Source organism: Ferribacterium limneticum (assembly GCF_020510625.1).
In the GTDB taxonomy this organism is placed as follows: domain Bacteria; phylum Pseudomonadota; class Gammaproteobacteria; order Burkholderiales; family Rhodocyclaceae; genus Azonexus; species Azonexus limneticus_A.
In genome coordinates this window covers 2,128,075-2,150,139 of record NZ_CP075191.1, presented here as the reverse complement: position 1 = coordinate 2,150,139, position 22,065 = coordinate 2,128,075, and the positions used below count along the sequence as shown (strand labels likewise).

The following is a 22,065-nucleotide window of genomic DNA, read 5'->3' as shown; positions in this document are numbered from 1 at the left end:
TGTGTCCTGTCAGTGCTGGGAAAGCGCACCGCTACGGTGCATTAATTGATCGTAGATGCCTTGGTAGGCAGCAACCATGGCGTTCAGGCTGAATTTCTGCTCGACGCGTTGGCGTCCTGCACAACCAACAGCGTTGGAGGCATCAGGATCGCTCGCATAGCGTACGATGCTTCGAGCCATGGTTTCGCAGTCTGCCGGAGGAATGATCTCCCCGGTAATGCCGGAATCCACCAAGTCGGCATTGCCCCCAACGTCGGTAGCGATCACTGGTAACCCCGAGGCCATCGCTTCGAGGATGGTATTTGAAATGCCTTCGGCCAGCGAAGGCAGAACGAAGCAATCAAGGGCTTGCATGATTTCGGGGATATCGGTGCGCTCACCTGGCAACCAGGCCAGGTGCCCAATGCCCGCTCCATCCAGTATCTGCAGGCACTCTGGTTTAAGCGGGCCATCTCCTACGATTGCCAGGCGGATGCGGGACTGAAGTTCTGGCACAAGTTCGACCGCTCTAGCAAAAGCTTTGGCCAGCGTCACCTGATCCTTGACCGTTTGCATGCGCCCTACGGTACCGATTACCCAGTGTTCATCGGCAGAAAACGGGTAGCCCAAAATCGGTGTGCGATCTCGCGAGGGCTTGAAGCGTTCAGTGTCGACACCATTGTAGACCTGCAGCATCTTGTTTTCCGGGATGTGAATAATACCGTTTAGATATTGCGCGAGGTCACGGGACAGGGCGAGGTAAAAAGTCACGAAGGGGCGGTAAAAGCGGCGGATACGTTGATAGGCGACATTGCTGCCATCCAGATCGCCTACGTCACGGCCGTGTTCGCCGTGAATACGTACAGGAACGCCCGCTAGCCAGGCCGGCAACTGGGTTTCGAGTGCCGCCAGGTTGCGGCTGTGGACAATGGCCGGACGTAATTGGCGAAAGAGGCGAAACAGCTGCGGGAAAATCCAGAAGGTTTGACCGGGTGGCTTACGTAATGAGAAAAACTGAACGTCGTCACGCTCGATGCGCTCACGGAAATCAGTGACTTCAGTCAGCGCTATGACTGCATGCCGGTATCGATCTGCTGGCATGTGGTTGATCAAATTGACTACGCCATTTTCCAGCCCGCCCGTGTCAAAACGGTAGACGACATGTGCGATGAGCGGGCGTGGATCGTTGTTCATCGAGCGTCACGCGTCGTGGTGAGCCATTGGTTGATTGCTCCTGCGGCCTGGGCAGAAAAAACAGGTAGCGTATCGGTTGCCGAATCGCTCGGTGCGTAAATCATGATGACGGCCGAATCATCGCCGGCACCACGAAGGCGGGACAATGCGGTTTGGATCTTTGCCTCGGCATCGGACGTGACGAGCTTGCCGTTGATCCAGTACCACTGCCAGACAATGAGATTGGTAGGTGGGGTCGTGTCTCTCCCGAGCAGCTGGGCAGTACGGACCACCGCGGGGAGGCCATCGATGCTTGTACTCGCCGTGTCGCGGGAGATAACTGACCACACAGAATCGTTGGTTGTGACCAGCGTATTGGTCGAAGTCACCAGCTTGCGCTGATAGTCCTGATTCCGGTAATAGGCTACGTATAAGCCAACAAATTTATTGTCTTTACTGAACGCCGCCTGAAATTTCGCGGGCGGGGCATCGAAGGCTGGGTGCCAACTGGCGAATGGCGGGTGTTCCTGCCAACCATCCGATAGCGTGAGCGGCGCAAGTCGTGGTTCATTTGCCTTGTCCAACTGGTCAATGGCGGTAAATGCAAGCGGTCCGGCTGCCGCAACGAGTGCGATGATCAGGCTGGCGAGCCAGCCTGATTTGCCTGTGGAAGTCACCGTCCAAGGGGCCGGATGAGAGGAGGCAGGTTCCTCGGCCCATCTTGCGCCAATCATGAACATTGCCATCATCACTACGCCAAAGAATACCCATCCGTAGATCAGGTGATCAACGCCGACGGCAAGCTTGTTCCCGGAAAAGTGGCCGAGCATGACGATCATGTAGGCGCGCAGCCAGTTGGCGACCACTGGAACCAGTATTGATACCAGGATGAAGAGCAAGCGTCGGCGCAAGCTGACAAAGTTGAGATAGGCGAAAAGGGTGCCGACCGTTACTGAGGCGATGATGTAGCGGATGCCGCTGCATGCTTCAACTACTGACCAATTGCCGGATGGAATAACGAATTGATTTCCTTCCTGGTAAACAGGAATGCCGGTTGCGCGGAGCGCCGTGACCGTGAACGCAGCAGTCCAGTCCATCAATTTCGGCATCATGAAATCACCGATCGGAACCGAGAAGAGGAGGAAGAACAGCGGAAAGGCGATGTGGCGGCTGATCTTCAGACCCAACAGGGACATGATGGCGAGAATCAGCGTAACGACCAGTGCAAATTGAGTCAGCGCGTTGACCGCCGTCAATTGGCCCAGGAGCCAAAGGAAAGTTGCCACAGCCAGCGGGATAGCTAGCCAGCCGGAGGCATTGGGCTGGAGGGCAAGCAGTTCATCACGCTTGCGCCAGATCAGCCAGAGGGCGATCGGCGGCACGATAAAGGCATGTGCGTAAGTGTCGGAACGTTCCCAGATACCGACCATCGCTGACAAGGTTTCCCAATACCAGAAGAGAATCCAGCCGATCAGTGCCAGCAGTAGCGGCAATGTGCGCTGCCAGGCGGTGGGGAGTCTGGTGGCTAGGGGCATGACGGTTCTGGTTGTTCAGCAAAATTGAGATAGGGATCAATGCCGCTCAGGTGTGCATCCCAACTGTATCGTGCAACAACCCGCGCACGCGCGGCCTGACCAATGGTAGTTGCGTTTTCCGGGTTGGTCAGTTGCCGGTTGATTTGGGCAATGAACTCCCCGGCAGTGGCCGCCGCGAGCAATTCTGCATCGATTTTGGCATCGACGGCAGCGGCACATTCCGTCGTGGCAATAACGGGGCGCTCCATGGCCATGGCTTCCAGAATCTTGTTTTGAATGCCTCGGGCGACACGGAGCGGTGCGACGACGACAGCTGCGTACTGCAGATAGGGACGAACATCCGGCACAGTGCCGGTAACAACGACGTGTTCATCTGCCAGTGCAAGTACTTCCGGCGTTGGGCTACGGCCAACGATATAGAAGCGAATTTCAGGGCGCTGCTGCCTAAGGCTTGGCAGTATTTCGTTCACGAACCAGGTGGCGGCATCGATGTTCGGCCAATAGTCCATTGCGCCGGTAAAGACGATGGAGGTTTCGTTGGCGCCAAACGGATTCTCTCGTCCAACATCTGGCGAGAAAAACTCGGCATCGACACCATTGCACATCGCATCGATACGGACCCGGCATTCCGGGGCCAAGCGCGTGAACAGCACTACCTCGGCCTCAGTGACAAAAAAGGAGCGGGTCGCCAGGTTTGCCATCAGGCGTTCGTAGGCAAGCAGCAACTTGCCTTCACGGCGATAGATCCAGGACATGGGCCAGCGATGTTTGTCGGCATATTGCGTCCATTTGGCCGAATCGACGTCGACGAAATCGATCAGTACCGGAACCCGGCGCTTATCCTCAATGTATTGCGCCATGGCCGAACTGAAGATTACGACGGCATCGATCTTGTGATACTTGAAAGTGTTGTCCACCCACGCCTGCAGGCCTGCATCGCGGTAATAACGAAGGGTCAATGGTTCTCCGGCGAGGAGACCATTGAGGCTGCGAATTTTGGCGAAACGCGGCTCAAGGCGAGCGACATGCAGATCGGTACACAGATTGCGCACAGTTTCAATGTGAACTTCATCTTCCGGATCATCAATGAACGTGCCGAGATACACGTTGTGCTCTTTGGCCAAGTGTTTGAGCAGATGGTATGAACGCACCTTGTCGCCCTTGTTCGGAGGATAAGGCAGTCGGTGAACCAGATAGAGAATATTGGCCATTCGATCTCAGCCCAAGTTGCGCACGATGTATGGGCCAAGCCGGTTGGCGAGACCGATGGGCAGTCGTCGCCAGGCTGCGATGAACAACTTGTACTTGGCATTGCTGGGGTTGTTCTGAGGAATATCGTTGCGCTTGTACAGGCAATACTCATAAGACAGCGGCTGTGGTTCGAAGCCCCAGTTTTTCTTGAATGCATAGGGGCCGGTGCCCACCTTGCTGCGCCCGTAGTCGAAAATCTTCAGTCCACGCTCGCAAGCACGGCGCATCAGTTCCCAGTATTTGAAATCATTGGCAGCCAGGTCGCGCGCCGCTTCGTCATCGCCAGCGTAATAAGGCAGGACTTCATCGCGGAAATAAAACGAAAGCACGCTGCTTAAGATCTGTCCGTCTGGCCCTGTCACCGTAAGAATTTCGCAATCGTTTCCAAAAACCTTGAGCAGACAGTCAAAGTAGCGCTTTGGCAGGGCGGGGGTGCCATGACGGTGGACATTGTCGGCAAAGAGGGCAAAAAATCTGTCGCTGGTAGTGTCAATGTTGCTGACTAAGCCGTTTTTGATGCCTTTGCGGACCATCGCACGCTGTTTGCGAGGAATGGCCAACATATTGGCTTCGACATCAGGCAGGATTTCTTTGCGGAAAGTCACGTAGAGATCCTGGGTTGGCCATTCGCTGTGGCGTGGGGTGATGTTTCGGAATTCGAGGTGGTCTACCTTGAGTTCCTGGGCGAGCTTTTGTGCTTCTTGCTCCAGCATGGCGACGGCATCTGGATATCTGGCCACAACGCCCCCATAAACAGCGAAGGGCAGGGAGGTCAGGGAATTGCCAAAAAGAAGACTATTGATCTGTGCCAGCGGCAGAACACCGACGATTTCGTCATTTTTTTCGGCATAGAGATACCAGGTGGGATGTCTGAATACCTCGCGAATAATGCCTTGCCATGCCGCACGGTGAAAAAAAGTAGCTTCCGGGCAGGCATAAACAAAAGCATCCCAGCGTACTGCGCCTTCCTTGTCCGAAGGATTTAGTTGCCTGATCTGCATGGTTTAGGGTTTTTCGAGAAAAAGCTCGTCCATACGGCCCCACGAGAAGTCCTTGAGGAGGCAACGCAGACGGAGTTCCATGCGATGAAGATTCAGGTAGTGACGGAAGCGTGTTTTGGCGCTGATGCCAGCAATGCGTGGCTGCCCCGGGTCGACCTCCCAAGGATGAAAGTAAAACACCGCCGGCAATTGGTCGATTTCATTGACGCGACGAATCATCCAGGACGAGAGTTTGTAGGGCATCAGACGAAAGTAGCCGCCACCGCTTGCTGGCCAGTTTCGGCTCAGAAGGCGTAACGTAGTTGGCGGTATTTCTAGCAATTGGCCTATCTGATGCGCATGCCTTGGAGCATCTGGCATGCCGTAATGGTCATGGCGAATGGGATAGACGCTGGAGCTGTAACGGTAACCGGCTCGCTCAAGGCACTCGAATGCCCACAGGTTCTTTTCCCCGATGGAAAAGCTGGGAGCGCGGTAGCCGCTGACTTTTACCCCCGTGATGTCTTCGAGCAGCAACTTGGCCAGATTGATGTCAGAGAAGAAATTTTCTGGCGTCTGGTCACTGGCACGTTCATGGCCATAGCCGTGGCTGGCAACTTCGTGCCCGTTGTCAACGATGCTCCGGACGAGATTCGGATAGCGCTCGGCTACCCAGCCAAGGGTAAAGAAAGTCGCCTTGGTATCATGCTCATCAAGCATCGCCAGGATGCAGTCGACGTTTCGCTCAACACGACATTCACGGTCTGGCCATTCGCTACGAGGAATGTGCGGAGCGAATGCTGAAACCTGAAAATAGTCTTCAACGTCAATGGTAAAAGCATTGCGGACGACGTTGACTGCCATTGTCACTGAATTGACTGCTTGGATTGATGACGAGCGATGAGCCATCCGCCGAGATCGGCGGCAATGCGCTCGGCAGCAAGACCATCCCACAATTCCGGGACACGGCCTGATTTGCCGTGACCCGCCAATGTCTCACGAGTGTGCGAGCGAATTGCTTCGATGTCCCGGCCAACCATGGTGTTGGTTCCTTGATCGACCGTAATGGGGCGTTCAGTGTTTTCGCGCATGGTGAGACAGGGCACGCCAAGCGCAGTGGTTTCTTCCTGCAAGCCGCCGGAGTCGGTCAGTACAATCCGCGCATTTGCCATCAGGCCAAGTATTTCAAGATAGCCCTGTGGGGGCAGCATGATCATGCGCGGCGTGTCAATTAGGTCACTTAACCCGAAACGCTCGATATTTCCTTTGGTTCGCGGATGAAGCGCGAAAACCAACGGTAGCGATTCGGATATTTCCTTTAATACCCCAAGCAGGGAGCGCAGCACTTCCGGATGGTCAACGTTTGATGGCCGGTGCATCGTTACCACACCAAAACCTTGCGTGCTGGCGATTGCTTGAGGATCGGCACCGCAGGTGCGAAGGGTTTCTTGAGGATCGCGCGCCTTTTCGCGATTGCTCAGAAGAGAGTCGATCATGACATTGCCGACAAAACGAATACGTTCTTCCGAGATACCTTCGCGAGTCAGGTTGGCCGTTGCGCTACGTTCGGTAGTGTAGAGAATGTCGGCAATCTGATCGGTCAGGATGCGATTGATTTCTTCGGGCATTGCGCGGTCATAGCTACGCAGTCCGGCTTCTACATGTACCACCGGAATCCCTTTTTTCACCGCAACAAGGGTGCAGGCGAGCGTTGAATTGACATCACCAACGACCAGAACGCACGAAGGTTTCTTTTCATCCAGCACCGGTTCGAAACGGCGCATCACTTCTGCAGTTTGAACCGCATGGGTACCGGAGCCAACTTCAAGGTTTATATCCGGATGAGGGAGTTGCAGATCCTCAAATAACTTGTCGTTCATATCCCGGTCATAGTGTTGCCCGGTATGAACTAACAACGTTGGAATGGCCGGTTGATTATTGGAGAAGGCCCGAAGAATCGGCGCCATCTTCATGAAATTCGGGCGGGCGCCGACGACGCAAATGACTGGTCCCAAGTCTGCTGGCCAAATATCAGGCATTTGTTTTCTCTTTTTCGGCCATGTCTGTCGGTGTTTGGGGGCGAGTGCCAATAACTTGCTGGAGTAGCGAAAGGGTAGCGCTGTTGATTTTTTCAAGTTGCATCAAGCCACTCTCAAGGCGCGCCAAGCGATCGCCAAACTGCTGAACGTTCAGCGATGCGAGGAATTGCCCAGGATCGCTAATGGAACCATCGGCCGAGGCAAATTGAGAAGAAAACTGGTTGTTTCCAACATCTCCCAATCCGTTAGGAATGGAAACAAATGTGGAACCTCCCATTGTTTCTTCGTAGATTTCCCTGGCGACCTCCTCGACATCTTCCGCCTTGAATTCTTTCTTGTTGCTCAGGAAACCAAAAAGCAACAATCGGTCGCAGACTGAATTGATGCGTCTTGGAATGCCACTACTGGCCTTGAAGATAGCCTCATGTGCATCTGGAGAAATTACGATGCTCTCGTTGGCGCCGGCGCACTTAAGACGATGGTCGATGTAAGACTTTGTTTCATCGACATCGAGTGGTCCGATATGGCAGGCGGCAATGACGCGTTGTCGGAATTGCATCAGATTCGGACTCTGCAAAATATGGCGAAATTCAGGTTGGCCGACGAGAAAACTTTGCAGAAGCGCGTGATTGCCAAATTGGAAATTCGACAGCATGCGCAGTTCTTCGACCGCGCGCTGGGTCAGGTTCTGTGCCTCATCCACAACCAGTAGGCAGCGCTTGCCCTTGCCGGTCATGCTGATCAGGAAGGCCTCCAGGGTCATCAGGACGTCAGCCTTCGATACATCCTTGGTGCGCAAGCCGAAGGCGGCGCCAACGAGGCGAAGCGTATCGTCGGCATCAAGCTGGGTGCTGACCAGATGGGCGGCAATCACCTTGTCCTGGTCAAGGCTGTCAAGCATGCCGCGGACAATGGTCGTCTTTCCCGCGCCTACTTCACCGGTGATGACAATGAATCCCTCATTTTGGTGCAGGCCATATTCAAGATAGGCCGCGGCGCGCCGATGCTGCTTGCTACCGAAGTAGAAGGAGGGGTCTGGATTCAGTTGGAAAGGCTTGCTGCTCAAGCCATAAAACGCTTCGTACATGCGCTTAATAAACGTAAGTAACTACACCGATAAGTGCATTCTCGGTGTAGGGGGTTGTCGAATTGTCGAATTCCGAGCGACGAACGCTCAGGGAACCTGTGGTTTTTGCACCGAGTTTTGTCGAGACATTCACTTGATACATTGTGGTTGTCGCCTTCAATGAACTGCCAGTACCGCCAGTGCTTTCTTGCCGCGATAACAACAAATTCAGATTGGAAATCTCGCTCAGTCGGTGGGCAAAATTCACGCTGAGTCCGCTTTGGCGAATTATGGTGCTCTTGGAGAAATCATCATTGCCAACGCTTGTAGCGAGTAATGACTGGCTTTCACTGCGGTTGGCCATGAGGGTTAATGAGTTTCGGGCCCCATAAATTACGTAAGAAAGCTGCTGTCGACGCTGAACGCTGGCTTGAGAGGACACAAAACTGCTAGCTCCAGGGATGTTAAAAGGATTGGCAGCAATCAATGCGTTTAGCATGTTGGCGCGTTGTGTTGGATCGGCAATGGTGCTGACAAATTGGGAATAGAAGTCGTATAACCTTCCTCTGCCAACATATCCAAACTGATCTGGCAGTGCCGATACGTCACGGTTATTGGTGTACTGGATACTGCTCATCGGGAATCGGTGGCTAAACGAAATATTGTGGCCGTCACCAAAGAAACGTCGTTCCTTGAAGACGGAAAACTGTGTTCGCTCCGTAGGATTCCAGTCAAAACCATATCCATGGGTACTGCGCGATTCTTGTACAGCAGATGCGTAATTATTTGACTCCCAGCCCCCGCTGGCGGATACCCGAAACTGCGGGAATAACGAGTAGGTCAACATGCCCCGGTAAATTTCAGCTTCAGTGGTACGTCCGGTGCTGTAGTCAGTCGTTTGTTGATTGCCGTCTATCGTCCATTTCAAGCGTTGAAACGGCGTACTGCCTTTTAACTGGCCACTCAGTTGGGAAATATCGATCCCGGAGGCGGCACTGGCATCGGATCGCGTGGTTGATGCGTTATAGCGCAGCAGATATTCGGTGAAACCACCAAACTGGCCGCGAACATAGGGAGATAGTCGATAGGTAGAGGTTTCGGTGCTATTGCTATTGACTGCAGTGTTGGATGTCGATTGTGTTCCAAATGCTGAGACTGATTGCTGGGCAATTACCCCACTGAAGTCAAGGAATAGCCAGTTGTCGATGGCTTCCAGCGTTCCAAATGCATTCAACGAGTTTTGAGTGCGTGCTGAATTGGTGTTTTGTGCGTATTGTTGGCCGCGCAGAGAATAGTCAAGGTAACCTTTCAAGCGGGCAGTTCTGGCTTGGACTTGAATGCCTGGCGCGACTTCGGTGATCAAGTCACTTTGCTTCGAATTAGTACCTTGATTGAGGTTGGCGTTATCAGTCCAGGTTTCAGTCAGCGAAATGCGGGGCTTGATGATCCAGGCTGGATTCTGTGTTGTTTGTAACTTGTCCTGCTCTGATGTCTGGTTTGGAGCAATGGCAGTTTGTTGTGCCAGTGCATTGCCCATTGCAAGCAGCATCAAGCTAGAGAGGCGACAGATTCTGAAGAGCTTATGTCTCATTTCCGTACCTGTTTCCGTACCCATAGCCATATCCATACCCGTATGTGCCCGATCCTGCTTGCCGTGCCTGATTGAGTAGCATCATCTTGACTGGACAAGCTTCGATAGTAGCAACGGCTTCCTTCACTGCTGCTTGAGTCGTGTTCTCTGCATTGACCACAATGACAATCTGCCCCATGTGAGTTGCCAATGCCCGTGCCTCAGTCGTAAGCAATAGGGGAGGGGAGTCAAATATGATGATCCGGTCGCTGTAGCGCCTGGACATGTCATCAAGGAGCTTGATCATTGCGTCGCTGGCAAGCAACTCAGTGGCTCTTGGATGTTGTGTCCCACTCGGCAGAATCGATAGTTTGTCAATGTTGGTACGTAATAGCACCCCGGAGATATCCACCGAGCCGCGGTCGACGACATCCAGCAGGCCAGGGGCAGGGGCAAGCCCAAGCATGTTGAGTATTGATGGACGGGCAACATCGGCATCGACCAGCATCACTGTATTGTCGAGTTCCATGGCAATACTGATCGCGAGGTTAATGGCGGAGAAGCTTTTTCCTTCGCCAGGTAGCGCGCTTGTCACCATGATCAAATTGCCGTAGTCGATCGTAGTGCTGTTACGTCCCATCGCATTTGCGATCAGTGGCCGTTTGATTACACGATACTCATCCGCCAATTCACTACGTGCTGCGTTCGGGACCAGCAAACCAGATGCAGAGATGGCTTCCAGATTCAACTCGATACGTTTGGCTGAAGCAGACGAGGGGTGCTCTGGACTGTGGGTGCTGGAATCAGCCTGGGTCGCTGGAGCCAAACTTGGTGCCTGTGCAGTTGCCGGCGAGGCTGGCTCAGGTTTGTGGACGGTGCGCGGGGGTTGTTGACCTTCCGGCTCGCTATTGGGCAGTTCAACCCCAGCTTGGCGTAGTTGCTCCAGGCGTTTGGCTGCTTGTTCTATCAGACTCATCAGAATTCCTCAGGCTGCACGTTGGGTGAGTAGAAAGAGCGCAGCGATGCCTAAGCCATACGCGAAAACAAGACCAATCGTGGCGATAAGAAATCTCTTCAGACTGGCTCGTTCCTTTTGTTTTCGAGCAGGGTTTGGTAGCAGGGAAACCGTCCCAAGTAACGGCAGACCAGTTGCCTCTCGGAGGGTCTTGCCATCGAAGAATACCGGGCGTACCTGACTGGCAGCGAAGGCTACGAACAAACCTGCAGCTAAAGCCAGAACAAGACCGCCTGGAAGAAGCAAAAGCCGGTTCGGAGCAACAGGCTTTGATGAGGCCCGCGGTGGGTCTATCAGCCGGAAGTCAGCACCGGAACCCGCTGATTCAAGGTCGCCGGACAGTTCGGCAGCCTCTCGACGAGTAACCAACTGTTCATAGTTTTTCTTGTGGATATCGTAGTCACGATTGAGTTGGGTATATTCCGCTTCAAGTTGCGGCTGCGACTTGAGCATGTCTGTTGTACGTTTGTAACGTGTTTCATACTCGCTGACACGGGCGCGCAGAGAGGCAACATTCGCTTCAGATTCAGCTAGCGAAACCTTTAGTTGTTGGTACACCGGATTGTTGCTGACCGATGCTCCCGGATTGGCTGCTGCGAATTTCTTGCGTGCCAATAATTCCTGCCGCTTCTGTTCTTCAATATCCTTGATTAGACGACGTGCGCCGATGACATCGGGATGCTGGTCGGTATAGCGTTGCAGTAAATTATCAAGATTGCGCTTTTGTACATCCAGTCGGCCATCAATTTCGGGCAATGAAATGCCTGAGTCGCTGCTTGATGATTCAGGTAGCAGCACTGGCTCTTCACCGATGATTTGCCGACGTAGTGCGTCACGTGAATTTTCCGCTTCGCGAAGTGCAAGCTTGGAGCTATTCAATACATTGGTGAGTTCGGATAGTTTATCAATGCCGCTTCTGCCTTCTCCGGTATTCAACTCAACGTTACGAAGTTTGAAATCCTTCAGGCGATTTTCCGCATCTTCAAGCTTTTTCTCGTAGTTTCGAATTTGTTCATCAATAAACTTGAGGGCCGAGTCACTGTCCTGGCGCTTGTCACCGAGGCTGGACTCGACAAAAATCGATACCAGGGCCTGAACTACCCGTTGCGCTTTGGCTGGGTCGGTATCACGGTAGGCGATGGTGTAGAGGTTGTCGCGGCCCAGGCTTTGAATTGCCAGAGTCCGCATTAACTCGTCAATCAGAGCTTCCTGTTCTCGCTTTCCCTGAATTTTCAGATCGAGATCAGCCATTCGAATCAATTTTTCGACATTGGGTCGGCTAATCAGCGTTCGACTGAGCATCATTACCTGCTGTTCTACGTTCGGCTGAACAGTCAGTCCTGACATCAACGGCTTAAGAATGGATTGTGTATCCACAAATATGCGGGCTGATGCTTCATAGCGATCTGGCATCCTGACTACGATGCCGGCAGCAATAGCTCCGACCACCCAAGCGACGAGCATGCCAAGGCGACGGTATTTCCATGTTGCTCGGAGAATTGACAGAGCCTGACGAAGAATTTCTTCCATTTAGGAATCCAGACAGACAACCGCTCGGCCAAATGGCCGAGCGGTTGATATTGGGTGACAACTTAAGATCAGAACCAGCTCTGTGGGATGATCAATACATCACCGGGTTTCATCTCAACATTAGCTGAAACATCGCCACGTTTTACTAGATCCTTGATGCGGACACTGTATTGCACGTTGTTCTCAGAGGTGCGCAGGATCGTGGCACTATTGCCATCGGCAAAATCAGTAATTCCACCTACTGCAATCATGACGTCAAGTAGAGTCATTTTTTGCTTATAGGCAAGAATTTGTGGTTTTGTAGCTGCACCAATGACTCGAATTTGCTCACTGTATGGGCCGACAAAGCCCGTTACGATGACTGTTACGACCGGGTCACGAATGTATTTCCCCAGTTCTTTTTCAATATCGCGTGCCAAGGCGGTTGAGTCCTTGCCCATGGCGTTCAGATCATCGATTAGCGGAGAGGAAATCTTGCCGTCTGGTCGAACAGGAACGGTCATTGACAGTTCCGGGTTGCGCCAGACGACAATGTTCAGGTTGTCTCCCGGGCCTATCTTGTAGCTATATTCTGCAGAAGCTGCTGCTGCCGGAGCAGCAGGGCGGTTGCCGGCACAGCCGGTGGCCAACAAGAGGCCCGCCAAACTCACTGGCAGCCAATATTTGATAGATCTGATGGTCGAACGAAACATGGTCATCCTCTTTTCCCTCGATCTGGCCACAGGAGGCAGCGGCCGGTAAATGGTTAGAGCATTATGATAACGGAAAACACCCCGAGGATACTGTGCTTTCAAGGAAAGCGATGTGGAACTATTTCACGGAAAAGGACGTTCTCGGGGGGTATTCGTGCCGACCAATTTTTCAAGCGGAATTGCTTGCTTTTCTTAGCTGTTGTCTCAAAAGAAAGCGCATCAACCGTTGTAATGGATTTCGGTGTCCGCCCGGGCGCCAGGTGCGAACATATTTCATGCGGTAGGCATCGAACTGGCTACCCCTAGGGGCGTACTGAATTTCACCCCGACCCAGCAGAAGCTTTAGCGTTTCCACGGCAGCAACACCGGCACATAACTGGCATGATGCAATGGACGATGGTCCGCGCCGTTCGGGCAGGCTGATGCGACTCATGTCTGCAACGTAACCACGCTGTAATACTGCGGGCGAGAGGCCGACGAGGAAGCGGATTGCCATTTCAAGCTCGTCGCAGCCTTCGAAACCGAAATAGTCTTCACAAGACATGCCGCTCGGGCTAAAGACAAGAACCGCTGTCCCTAAGCCTAATGGGGCTGCTGTTACGACTGGAATTCCCTTGGCTCGGCAGGCGGCGAAGGTCTTTCGTCTTATGTCGAATACAAAAAAATCCAGGCCGTCGACATATACATCCACTCCCTCCAGAAATTTATCGAGATTCTCGCTGGAGAGGCCCTCAGGAAAGAGATGGATATCCAGTTCCGGATTGATATCCCGTGCCATTTCTTCAAGGACTTCGATCTTTGGGCGGTCAAGCGAACTCATTGTTGCTCCGACCTGGCGGTTGAAATTGACGAGATCAAATTTATCAAAATCAGCTACGTTGAATTTTCCAATTCCCAGGCGGGCGAGAGTTAGCAAGTGTACCCCTCCAACTCCGCCTAGACCGCCAATGGCGACACGGCAATTTCTTAGCCGTTCCTGCTCGGCTTCGGTAACCCAGCCGATATTTCGAGAAAATGCGGTGTTGTAGTCAAATGTGCGCATTATTGCTCCCGGTGTATTGGCGTTTTATCTCTGGATGCACAACAGAGACCCGTCGGTACTCAGATCTGATTCTGGCGCAACGCGTCGATGACTGGCAACCTGGTCACCCGTATTCCCGGCCAAAGGCAGGCAAGCGTGGTCGCCGCAAAACCAATCATGAACGAGATAAAAATATCGATCACAGAGAGTTGAATTGTCGCCAGATAACCGAGGTTGGCGTTGGGGGGGGGGGGCATGGGTATCCCGATACTTGATATCAGCAGCGCAGCGGCAATGCCAATAGATACTCCCAGGCTTGAGCCAATCAATCCAAGCAACGCACTTTCAGTAATCAACATTTTAATGACATCTATCGGGCGGCTGCCTGTGGCCATTATTGTTCCAAACTCACCTGTGCGCTCGAAGATGCTCATGCTGACACTATTGGCCACGCTCAATAGAACCATGATCAAAATGATCAGTTGCAGGAAACCAAATTGCTGCTCGTAGAGTGCGACTGTCTTTTCGTAGAAATCATTGAGCTGAACCCATGTCCGGCTTTCGTATTGCTCTGGTTTGAGCATGGCCTTCAGTTTTGCTGACACGGTCTCTGTGTCAGCGGTCTGTTTTAATGAGATAACCAAGCTGTTGATGCCCTGCGAGCCTAACAACTCATGAGCTGCAGGTAAGGGGAGGCGAATGAAGCGAGCATCGTAATCTTTCGAGAAACTCTGAAAGATACCGACGATCTCCAACTCCATCGTGTTCAAGGCACCTTCTGGCGTGTTGACAAGCAGAGAAACTCGGTCGCCAGGCTTGAGATTAAGCGCCTTGGCAACGCCTTGCCCAATCGTCACGCCAAAATTGTCTTTCTGAGTAAGCTGGCGGCCTTCGACGATCTGCATGAAACTGCCTAGCCGTGCTTCGCCATCCGGTTCAACACCATCAGCCACGATTGGCCAATCCGTTTTTCCATTATTCAGCAGCCCCGTAAAGCTGACTCGTTCGAGTACCTCTTGTATTTCAGGAATCTTTGCTAGTTCACGTTTCAATGGCTGGGCATCAGTAATCAAGAATTTCTCTGGAGACCTTGATCCGTAAGTGAAATACCCAGGTTTGACGACTTGCAGATGGCCGGATTGCGAATGGATCAAGGCTTCACCGAGCTGGAAAAAAATATCGCGAACGAAGCCGCCGCCCAGAATCAGGCCGACAACGCCAAAGATAATGGCTGCCAGTGTGATTGCGGTACGAACGTGCTGTCGGAAGATGTTGCGAAATGCAAGTTTGAGCATCATGGTTCAGCGATTGTGTCGCAATGCATTGACGATCTCCATCCGTGAAGCCTTGATGGCCGGAATTACGCTAGCCACCAGTGTTGTCATGATGGCCAGAAAATAGGCTTCAAAAGCCATCCGCCAGTTGATAAGGATTTCGGCGGTATAGCCAAATGACATTCCTGGTGGTGCAGGCATCGGTACCCCGATTGCTGATATGAGTACTCCGAGGGTATAGGCTAATATAAGTCCTAGCGCTCCGCCGGCCATACCCAGAATCAACCCCTCGGCTAGAAATTGAATCAGCACCTCTTTGCGCTTGACCCCGATCGCCATGATCGTCCCTATCTCACCCGTTCGTTCCATAACGTTCATCATTAGCGTATTCGATATGCTGAGTACGATGATGACAGCGATGATCAAGCGAACAACATTCACTTGCCGCGAGAAAAGCTCGGCGGTCTTATTGTAGAAGTCCGCCATCTCATACCACGGGACGAACTCAAGTCCCTTTTCGCCAAAGCTGGTTTTTAGACCATCCAGACTGCTTGAAGTGTTTTCTGTTTTGTCGAGCAGAATGGCATAGGAGTGTGATCCCTTGACCCTCATCAGTTGCCTAGCAAGTGAAATCGGGACGCGGAGGGCTGCGTCATCGTAGGCTTTAGTGATTGTCGCAAAAAGTCCGAGGACTGTGACCTCGATGGCATTGACACCGCCGGTTGCACTATTGACCATCAATACAATCGAGTCACCTGGTTTTACGCCCAAATTCTCAGCCAACCCTTGACCGACAATAATTCCCTTTGGGTATTCTGGTGAAAGTGATTTGCCCGATGTGATCGTCAAAGATTTGCTCAGGCGTTCCTCGTTGATCGGGTCTACCCCTTCGCCAATGAAGGATAGGGTTGACTCGCCAAAACTAGCTAATCCATTGAAAGATAAGCGAGGAGTGATCAGTTCGATGTGAGGGAAACTAGATACGCTCTTCTCTTGGGCAGTATCGGTATCCAGCAGGTAGCCGAATGGGTCCGCCGAACCGGCGTACAAGTAACCTGGTTTGAAAATTCGAATGTGACCAAGTTCTGAATGAATCGTTGATTCTCGGCCATAGCGCAGATTCCACTCGATGAAACCACTGGCCAAGAGTAAAGCTGAAATGCCGAATGCGACGGCAAGTATGGCCATCAGCGATCTTCGGGGTTGCCTGGCAATGGAAAAAAAAGCCAAGGCTACAGAAATCATACCGGAGCAATGGGTCAAGCCAAATTCTCTTTGGTGATTGCGATTGGCGTGCCTGCAGGATGCGGGGTTACATTCCCAAGCGCAGAGTAATTGTAATTCTGAAAATAGAAAAGAGCGCTCTTAAGCATAATGCTGTTTGGTCAGTTGAGCGGCATTTTCCATTTGTGGGGTCGTAGTCAGCTTGGTGGGCTGTCAGTCACTCGAATCGAGGAGGTATGCAAAAGTGCCTAGGGGCTGTTCACAAATGACGAAACTATGTACATTCTCGCTTTTTGGAGTCTGCGAGGATGGACCGGAAGATGTTGCGAGACGACCAATGGCGGCGAATCGAAGCCCTGTGCTCAGGCAGAGCCAACGAGCGCGGGGTAACTGGGCGCGACAACCGACTCTTTGTCGAAGCGGTGCTATGGATCGCCCGCACGGGCTCGCCGTGGCGCGACCTGCCCACGCACTTCGGAGCTTGGCACACGACGTACATGCGCTTTTCCCGCTGGAGCAAGAAAGGGGTTTGGGCGCGGATGGCCGAAGCACTCAAGAGCGACGCCGATCTGGAGCAGTTGTTTGTCGACGCGACCATCGTGCGAGCCCACCAACACGCGACTGGCGCCCAAAAAAAGCGGGCGATCAAGCCATCGGGCGTAGCCGGGGCGGACTGAGTACCAAAATTCATGCGGCGGTTGAGGCCCTGGGTAATCCCTTGCGTTTGCGCCTGACCGCTGGGCAAATCGCCGACATTACCGAAGCAGCCGCTCTCATCGAGGGGATTGAGGCGCAGAGCGTCATCGCCGACAAGGGCTACGATGCCAACGCATTCGTCGACACCATTGAAGCGCAGGGCGCACAGGCGGTGATTCCGCCACGCGGTAATCGCCTGACTCAGCGTGCCTATGATCGTCACCTTTACAAAGACCGCAACCTCGTCGAACGCTTTTTCTGCCGACTCAAGCAGTTCAGGCGCATCGCCACACGCTACGAGAAGCTAGCGCAGAACTTCATGTCCATGCTCAACCTCGCTTCCGCCTATATCTGGCTGGCATGATCGCCAAAAACCCAATTGTTAACAGCCCCTAGGATCCCGGTGTCGAGAAATTTTACAGGCCAGATTAAGTGGCGCCTTACGATGCATCTTCTGAACATGTGTTTTTTTTCTAACCCGATGATTAATATTGAATATTTGTGTTCCTGTTGTGACTGTGGCATGGAAGGTGCTTATGTCTTACCACCGAGGCCCAGCCTCTTTCTATAACTGATCAGGAGAAGAAAATGATCCGTAAAACTCTACTGGCAACCGCCTTGGCTGGGCTGGTTTCTTCAACGGCCTACGCTGCTCCGTTTACTCTGAATCCTGGATTCGATGGTGGCTTTACGCCTGATGGGAATACCGTTACCGCCAGCCTCAACGAACTTGGCTTTACTGGAACCTATGCCACTTCCATCTACCTGGGTAATCCAGCGGTGGCTGGCACGGCGGTGGTCGATACGAATATTCTATCTGTCATGACTTCGTACGGATTTTCAGCCGGTGCACACACGAACATCCTAGGTACGTCTGTCGATAATGGCAATCTTACCCCCAACGGCGAGTTCTTCGCACCTCCCATTCCCGCAGGCATCAATATTGATGCCCTGAACGCTCAAGGTGGTTCAGGGGATGGTGAAGGCTTTGCCGATGGTGTGTTCACGCCTTACGGTATTCCAACTGCCAATGGCACGACTTGGGGATTGACATACCAATATGAGATCAAGGGAACAACTACTGGTTCGGGCGTGGATTACACCAGTGGCTATTTCGATATCTTTTACACTAACGGTACCACTTCAAAGCAAGTGTTGCGTATCAATATTACAAATTCGTCATTAACAATTGCCGAACTTGTGCTTAATGGTAGCGTGAGCTTTGACTTCGATGGTGTGGGCGCAGTGGATGACACGGCGGGCGATACTGTCATTCAGAATTTCTTCAATGATGTTCCGAGTGGAAAGAGCTTCTACGATCTCTGGAAGACGAATACTACTGCACCGGTGGTTCAATTCCGTCTTGATACCAACGTCGACCCTGCAGTACCCGATCCTGCGCAGTTGGTCTGCGGATTCAGCGACGCGCTTGCTGCAGATTGCAAAAATCCGCTGATTCGCCAAACTTCTCTCGATGGTAGCGCGACGTTCAGTGTTCCCGAACCTGGTTCTTTGGCCCTGCTGGGTCTGGCAGTCACAGGACTTGGATTTGTTGGTCGTCGTCGTAAGCAAGCTTAATTAGTTTTGTAGTAGCAGTATCGACGGACCACAGTTTAAGGTTCAGATTGAGGATGGCCCGCTTTGGCGGGCCATTTCACGCCGGCAGCCTGCGCGCCGGCAAATGGGCGGCCGCCATCTCGAGCCTGATTCAGTCGGCCAAACACAATGGCCACGATCCCTTCCTTTGCCTGAAAGACGCCCTGTCTCGCTTGCCGACTCAGCCCAACAGTCGGATCAGCGCATTACTACCGCATCGCTAGCTGACGGAAACCTCAGTCTGAAATTCAAGGTGTGTTTACCGGGCGCTTACAGGCAAACTTCGTAAGCGTTCAACGGCACCACATTGCTGAAGCCCCTGGGGGATAGGATGCTCGTGTCCACGTAAATTAGGTGGACACATGCACACGAAGCTAATCAAAGCACCGATGCGCCGGAGCAGGCGGCGTTATACGGAAGAGTTCAAGCAGCAGGCGATTGAGGCCTGTCTGCAGCCCGGGATATCCATGGCGTCGGTCGCCTTGGCCAACGGCCTGAATGCCAACCTGCTCCGGCGCTGGGTTACCGAGCGCCAAGAAGAGGCGGCTGGCACTGGCATATTGCCGGATCAACATCCATTGGAAATCGCCGAACCGACCACGCCTGGCTTGGTGCCGATCACGGTCGCGATGCCGGAGACAGCTCCCTCAGGTGAGATCAAGATCGAAATCCATCGCAGCCAGATGTTGATCTCGATTACCTGGCCGGTATCGCAATCGACATCCTGCGCTGACTGGCTACGAGACCTGTTGCGATGATTATGCCGGAACAGGTTTGGCTGGCGGTCGAGCCGGTTGATATGAGAATGGGCATTGACGGACTGTCACTGCGGATTCAGCAATTACTGGGTTGTTCACCCTGCGACGGTACGGCATACGCGTTCTGCAATCTCCAGGGCAACCGGGTCAAGTTGGTGGTTTGGGATGGCACCGGCGTCTGGCTGTGTGTCCGGCGATTGCATCAGGGGCGGTTCTCCTGGCCCAAACCGGGCAGTACGACGTGCACGTTGAGCGCCACCGAGTGGCAGTGGCTGACCAAGGGAATTGATTGGCGCCGACTGCACGCCAAGGCGCCTGCGGAATGGCGCGTCTGATCGGGCATAAACCCTGTGTTGGCAAGGGTTTTCGGCGTTGTCGATGGTATAATCCGGGGCATGAACTCTGGTGCCGAAACCCTTCAATTTGCGGCGGCACGGGTGCTGCCAGAGTGGGCTGAAGCACAGTTTGCAGCCCTGCAAACCGAGTTGGCCGCCAGTGAGAAGCAACGTCAGGAACAAGCCGGAGAAATTAAGCAGCGCGATCTGAAGATTCAGAAACTGACGCTGGAACTGGCGTACTACAGACGAGTCAAGTTTGGCGCCAAGAGCGAATCCCTGTCGGTTGCGCAGCAGGATTTGTTTCTCGAATCCTGCAACGAAGATCAGGCCGCCATTTCGGCCGAACTCGCACAGCTTCAAGGCGCCATCGAGAAGTCGCGTCCGAAGCCGACCGGGCGTAAGGCGATTCCGCCAGAATTGCCGCGCATCGAGCACCGTCATGAACCCGCATCCTGCACCTGTGGGCAATGCGGTGCCGGCCTGATCAAGATTGGTGAGGATGTCAGCGAGCAACTGGATGTCGAACCGGCACGTTTCTTCGTGCATCGCCACATTCGGCCGCAGTATGCATGCCGCACCTGTGAAACGATCACCGCAGCTCCCGTTGCGCCGGCGCTGATCGACGGTGGCCTGGCGGCGCCGGGGCTGCATGCCTGGGTACTGATCCAGAAATATCTGGATCATCTGCCGTTGTACCGGATTGAGAAGATCAGCGAACGACACGGTGTCGGGATTGCCCGTTCGACCCTAGCGCAATGGGTTGGGCAATTGGGCGTTGCCCTGCAGCCGCTGGTTGATCGACTGAGCGAATTACTAAAGCAGGGCAAGGTCCTGCATGCCGACGAAACGCCGGTTCAGCAGCTCGATCCCGGCAAGGGCAAGACAAAACGGGCCTACATGTGGGCCTACCGCAGCAACGACCTGGAGCGCAGGCCGCCCATCGTCGTCTTCGATTACCAGACCAGTCGTAGCGGTCAGCATGCGCGCGATTTCCTGGCGGAATGGCGTGGCGACCTGATGGTCGATGATTACGGGGGATACAAAGCCCTGTTTCAGCAAGGCGTGACCGAACTCGCCTGCCTGGCACACTGCCGTCGCAAGTTCTTCGACTTGCATGCGCTGCCGGGCGGCCATCCGGTAGCGGAAGAAGCGCTGCGTCGCATCGGCGAGTTGTATGCGCTGGAAGCTGAGGTGGCAGGGGTAGAAGCGGCAGATCGTTTGGTGTTACGCCAACGCGAGGCGCTGCCGCGCCTCCAGTCACTCCATGAGTGGCTGAAAGTCGAGCGGCTCAGAACGGCGAATGGCAGCGGATTGGCGCGAGCAGTCGACTATACGCTCAAGCGCTGGCCGGCCATCCTGCGCTATGTGTCGCGAGGTGATAACCCGATCGACAACAATCCGGTCGAGAACGCGATTCGGCCGATTACGCTCGGGCGCCGCAATTGGCTCTTTACCGGCTCGGAACGGGCAGGATGTCGGGCTGCGGCCATTCAAAGCCTGCTGGCGACCGCCAAGTTGAATGGCCTTGAACCCTATGCCTGGCTCAAGGATGTTCTGGAAAAGCTCCCTGTCTGGCCTTACAGCCGGATCGATGAACTCTTGCCGCTCAAGCCGACGGAGGTCCATTGGCCATGGAATTTGCCACACTGCTCGATGCCATGAACCAGGCCTCCGGCTTCGAACTCTATCGCCTACGTGCCGCGATTGATCGCGTGCTGGCCGATCCCAAATGGATCATCGCCATTCGTTCGCAACTGCGCATTGGCCAGGAAATCGAGTATTTCGATGCCCGAGCAAATAAGCTTCGCCCGGCACAAGTACGCGAGTTCCGAACCAAGGAAGTGCTGGTTCGTGAAACCGACACCGGGGAGCACTGGCTGATTGCCTACACCGCCATCAATCTGGGTGGCGTTGATGTCCGCATCCGTGACAATCCTCAGCAAGGGCTGAGCCGCCATGAAGTGGCCATCGGCGATACCGTCGGTTTCCTTGACCATGAGCATCGGCAACGTAGTGGCCAGGTCGTCCGCCTCAATGACAAAACCGTCACCCTCAACGCAGATGGGCAGAAGTGGCGAGTCGCTTACGCCCTGCTACATCGCGTACTTAATTCCTCGAAAGCGCAGACGATCAACGTCGAGCTCATCAAACGCTGATCGGATCAATACGGGGCGGCTGTACGCTTACCAAACTTCACAATCCGCCTCATTTCGTCTTGAATCCGGAATTCAGACTGATTTCCAAAAAAACAAAACCCTCGAAAAATCGGGGGTTCGTCAGCAGTCCGAGGATGGCTCGCTTTGGCGGGCCATCCTCTTTGATGTGGCG

General features: G+C 53.5%; 20 protein-coding genes and 1 pseudogene. 7 read left to right on the top strand and 14 right to left on the bottom strand.

Annotated features, from left to right (window positions below):
- Positions 1-9: 9 nt before the first annotated feature.
- The 14 genes from KI617_RS10075 to KI617_RS10010 all read right to left on the bottom strand — a co-directional run bounded on the left by KI617_RS10075 (position 10) and on the right by KI617_RS10010 (position 16,313).
- Complete coding sequence (locus KI617_RS10075) at positions 10-1,173, bottom strand: TIGR03088 family PEP-CTERM/XrtA system glycosyltransferase (protein ID WP_226445980.1); 1,164 nt, start codon at positions 1,171-1,173, stop codon at positions 10-12.
- Positions 1,170-2,687 (bottom strand): exosortase A, encoded by a 1,518-nt coding sequence (gene xrtA / locus KI617_RS10070; RefSeq protein ID WP_226445979.1) that lies wholly within the window; start codon positions 2,685-2,687, stop codon positions 1,170-1,172. Before xrtA ends, KI617_RS10075 begins: the two co-directional genes overlap by 4 nt.
- Entirely contained in the window at positions 2,678-3,898 is a 1,221-nt protein-coding gene (locus tag KI617_RS10065; RefSeq protein ID WP_226445978.1) for a TIGR03087 family PEP-CTERM/XrtA system glycosyltransferase, read from the bottom strand. Before KI617_RS10065 ends, xrtA begins: the two co-directional genes overlap by 10 nt.
- Positions 3,899-3,904: 6 nt before the next feature.
- Positions 3,905-4,939: a FemAB family XrtA/PEP-CTERM system-associated protein gene (locus KI617_RS10060; RefSeq protein ID WP_226445977.1), complete on the bottom strand. Its 1,035-nt coding sequence runs from the start codon at positions 4,937-4,939 to the stop codon at positions 3,905-3,907.
- A gap of 3 nt (positions 4,940-4,942) precedes the next feature.
- A complete protein-coding gene (locus KI617_RS10055; protein WP_226445975.1) occupies positions 4,943-5,782 on the bottom strand; it encodes an XrtA system polysaccharide deacetylase in 840 nt (279 codons plus the stop codon).
- Between the two features lie 2 nt (positions 5,783-5,784).
- Positions 5,785-6,957 carry a non-hydrolyzing UDP-N-acetylglucosamine 2-epimerase gene (wecB, locus tag KI617_RS10050; RefSeq protein WP_226445974.1) on the bottom strand — a complete coding sequence of 391 codons (1,173 nt, stop codon included), beginning with the start codon at positions 6,955-6,957 and terminating at the stop codon, positions 5,785-5,787.
- On the bottom strand, positions 6,950-8,044 hold the full coding sequence (locus KI617_RS10045; RefSeq protein ID WP_226445972.1) for an XrtA/PEP-CTERM system-associated ATPase: 1,095 nt from the start codon (positions 8,042-8,044) through the stop codon (positions 6,950-6,952). The genes wecB and KI617_RS10045 overlap by 8 nt, the downstream gene beginning before the upstream one ends.
- Before the next feature lie 4 nt (positions 8,045-8,048).
- Complete coding sequence (locus KI617_RS10040; protein ID WP_226445970.1) at positions 8,049-9,638, bottom strand: TIGR03016 family PEP-CTERM system-associated outer membrane protein; 1,590 nt, start codon at positions 9,636-9,638, stop codon at positions 8,049-8,051.
- Complete coding sequence (locus KI617_RS10035) at positions 9,604-10,569, bottom strand: XrtA-associated tyrosine autokinase (protein WP_226445968.1); 966 nt, start codon at positions 10,567-10,569, stop codon at positions 9,604-9,606. The genes KI617_RS10040 and KI617_RS10035 overlap by 35 nt, the downstream gene beginning before the upstream one ends.
- A gap of 9 nt (positions 10,570-10,578) precedes the next feature.
- Positions 10,579-12,138 (bottom strand): XrtA system polysaccharide chain length determinant, encoded by a 1,560-nt coding sequence (locus KI617_RS10030; protein ID WP_226445967.1) that lies wholly within the window; start codon positions 12,136-12,138, stop codon positions 10,579-10,581.
- A 68-nt stretch (positions 12,139-12,206) separates the two neighbouring features.
- A complete protein-coding gene (locus KI617_RS10025) occupies positions 12,207-12,830 on the bottom strand; it encodes an XrtA/PEP-CTERM system exopolysaccharide export protein (protein WP_226445966.1) in 624 nt (207 codons plus the stop codon).
- Between the two features lie 169 nt (positions 12,831-12,999).
- Entirely contained in the window at positions 13,000-13,872 is an 873-nt protein-coding gene (locus tag KI617_RS10020; RefSeq protein ID WP_226445965.1) for a ThiF family adenylyltransferase, read from the bottom strand.
- Positions 13,873-13,931: 59 nt separating this feature from the next.
- Positions 13,932-15,149 carry an ABC transporter permease gene (locus KI617_RS10015; protein ID WP_226445964.1) on the bottom strand — a complete coding sequence of 406 codons (1,218 nt, stop codon included), beginning with the start codon at positions 15,147-15,149 and terminating at the stop codon, positions 13,932-13,934.
- 3 nt (positions 15,150-15,152) lie between these two features.
- Positions 15,153-16,313: an ABC transporter permease gene (locus tag KI617_RS10010; RefSeq protein ID WP_226445963.1), complete on the bottom strand. Its 1,161-nt coding sequence runs from the start codon at positions 16,311-16,313 to the stop codon at positions 15,153-15,155.
- 344 nt (positions 16,314-16,657) lie between these two features.
- On the opposite strand from KI617_RS10010, the gene KI617_RS10005 reads away from it, so the two are divergent.
- From KI617_RS10005 to KI617_RS09975, 7 genes and pseudogenes are all read left to right on the top strand, one after another.
- A protein-coding gene (locus KI617_RS10005; RefSeq protein WP_226445962.1) for an IS5 family transposase occupies positions 16,658-17,409 on the top strand; the annotation gives its coding sequence in 2 pieces (ribosomal slippage) (positions 16,658-16,985 and positions 16,985-17,409; 753 coding nt in all).
- A gap of 224 nt (positions 17,410-17,633) precedes the next feature.
- A complete protein-coding gene (locus KI617_RS10000; RefSeq protein WP_226445961.1) occupies positions 17,634-18,623 on the top strand; it encodes a PEP-CTERM sorting domain-containing protein in 990 nt (329 codons plus the stop codon).
- Positions 18,624-18,703: 80 nt separating this feature from the next.
- Positions 18,704-18,865, top strand: a pseudogene (locus KI617_RS09995) (transposase domain-containing protein); the annotation flags it as partial.
- Between the two features lie 138 nt (positions 18,866-19,003).
- The gene (locus tag KI617_RS09990; RefSeq protein WP_226445960.1) at positions 19,004-19,399 is read left to right on the top strand and encodes a transposase; all 396 of its coding nucleotides are present in this window, start codon (positions 19,004-19,006) and stop codon (positions 19,397-19,399) included.
- Entirely contained in the window at positions 19,396-19,734 is a 339-nt protein-coding gene (tnpB, locus tag KI617_RS09985) for an IS66 family insertion sequence element accessory protein TnpB (RefSeq protein WP_226445959.1), read from the top strand. Before KI617_RS09990 ends, tnpB begins: the two co-directional genes overlap by 4 nt.
- Before the next feature lie 60 nt (positions 19,735-19,794).
- Positions 19,795-21,399, top strand: a complete 1,605-nt coding sequence (gene tnpC / locus KI617_RS09980) for an IS66 family transposase (RefSeq protein ID WP_404826696.1) — start codon at positions 19,795-19,797, stop codon at positions 21,397-21,399.
- Positions 21,369-21,893, top strand: a complete 525-nt coding sequence (locus tag KI617_RS09975; protein ID WP_226445958.1) for a hypothetical protein — start codon at positions 21,369-21,371, stop codon at positions 21,891-21,893. The genes tnpC and KI617_RS09975 overlap by 31 nt, the downstream gene beginning before the upstream one ends.
- Positions 21,894-22,065 lie beyond the last annotated feature (172 nt).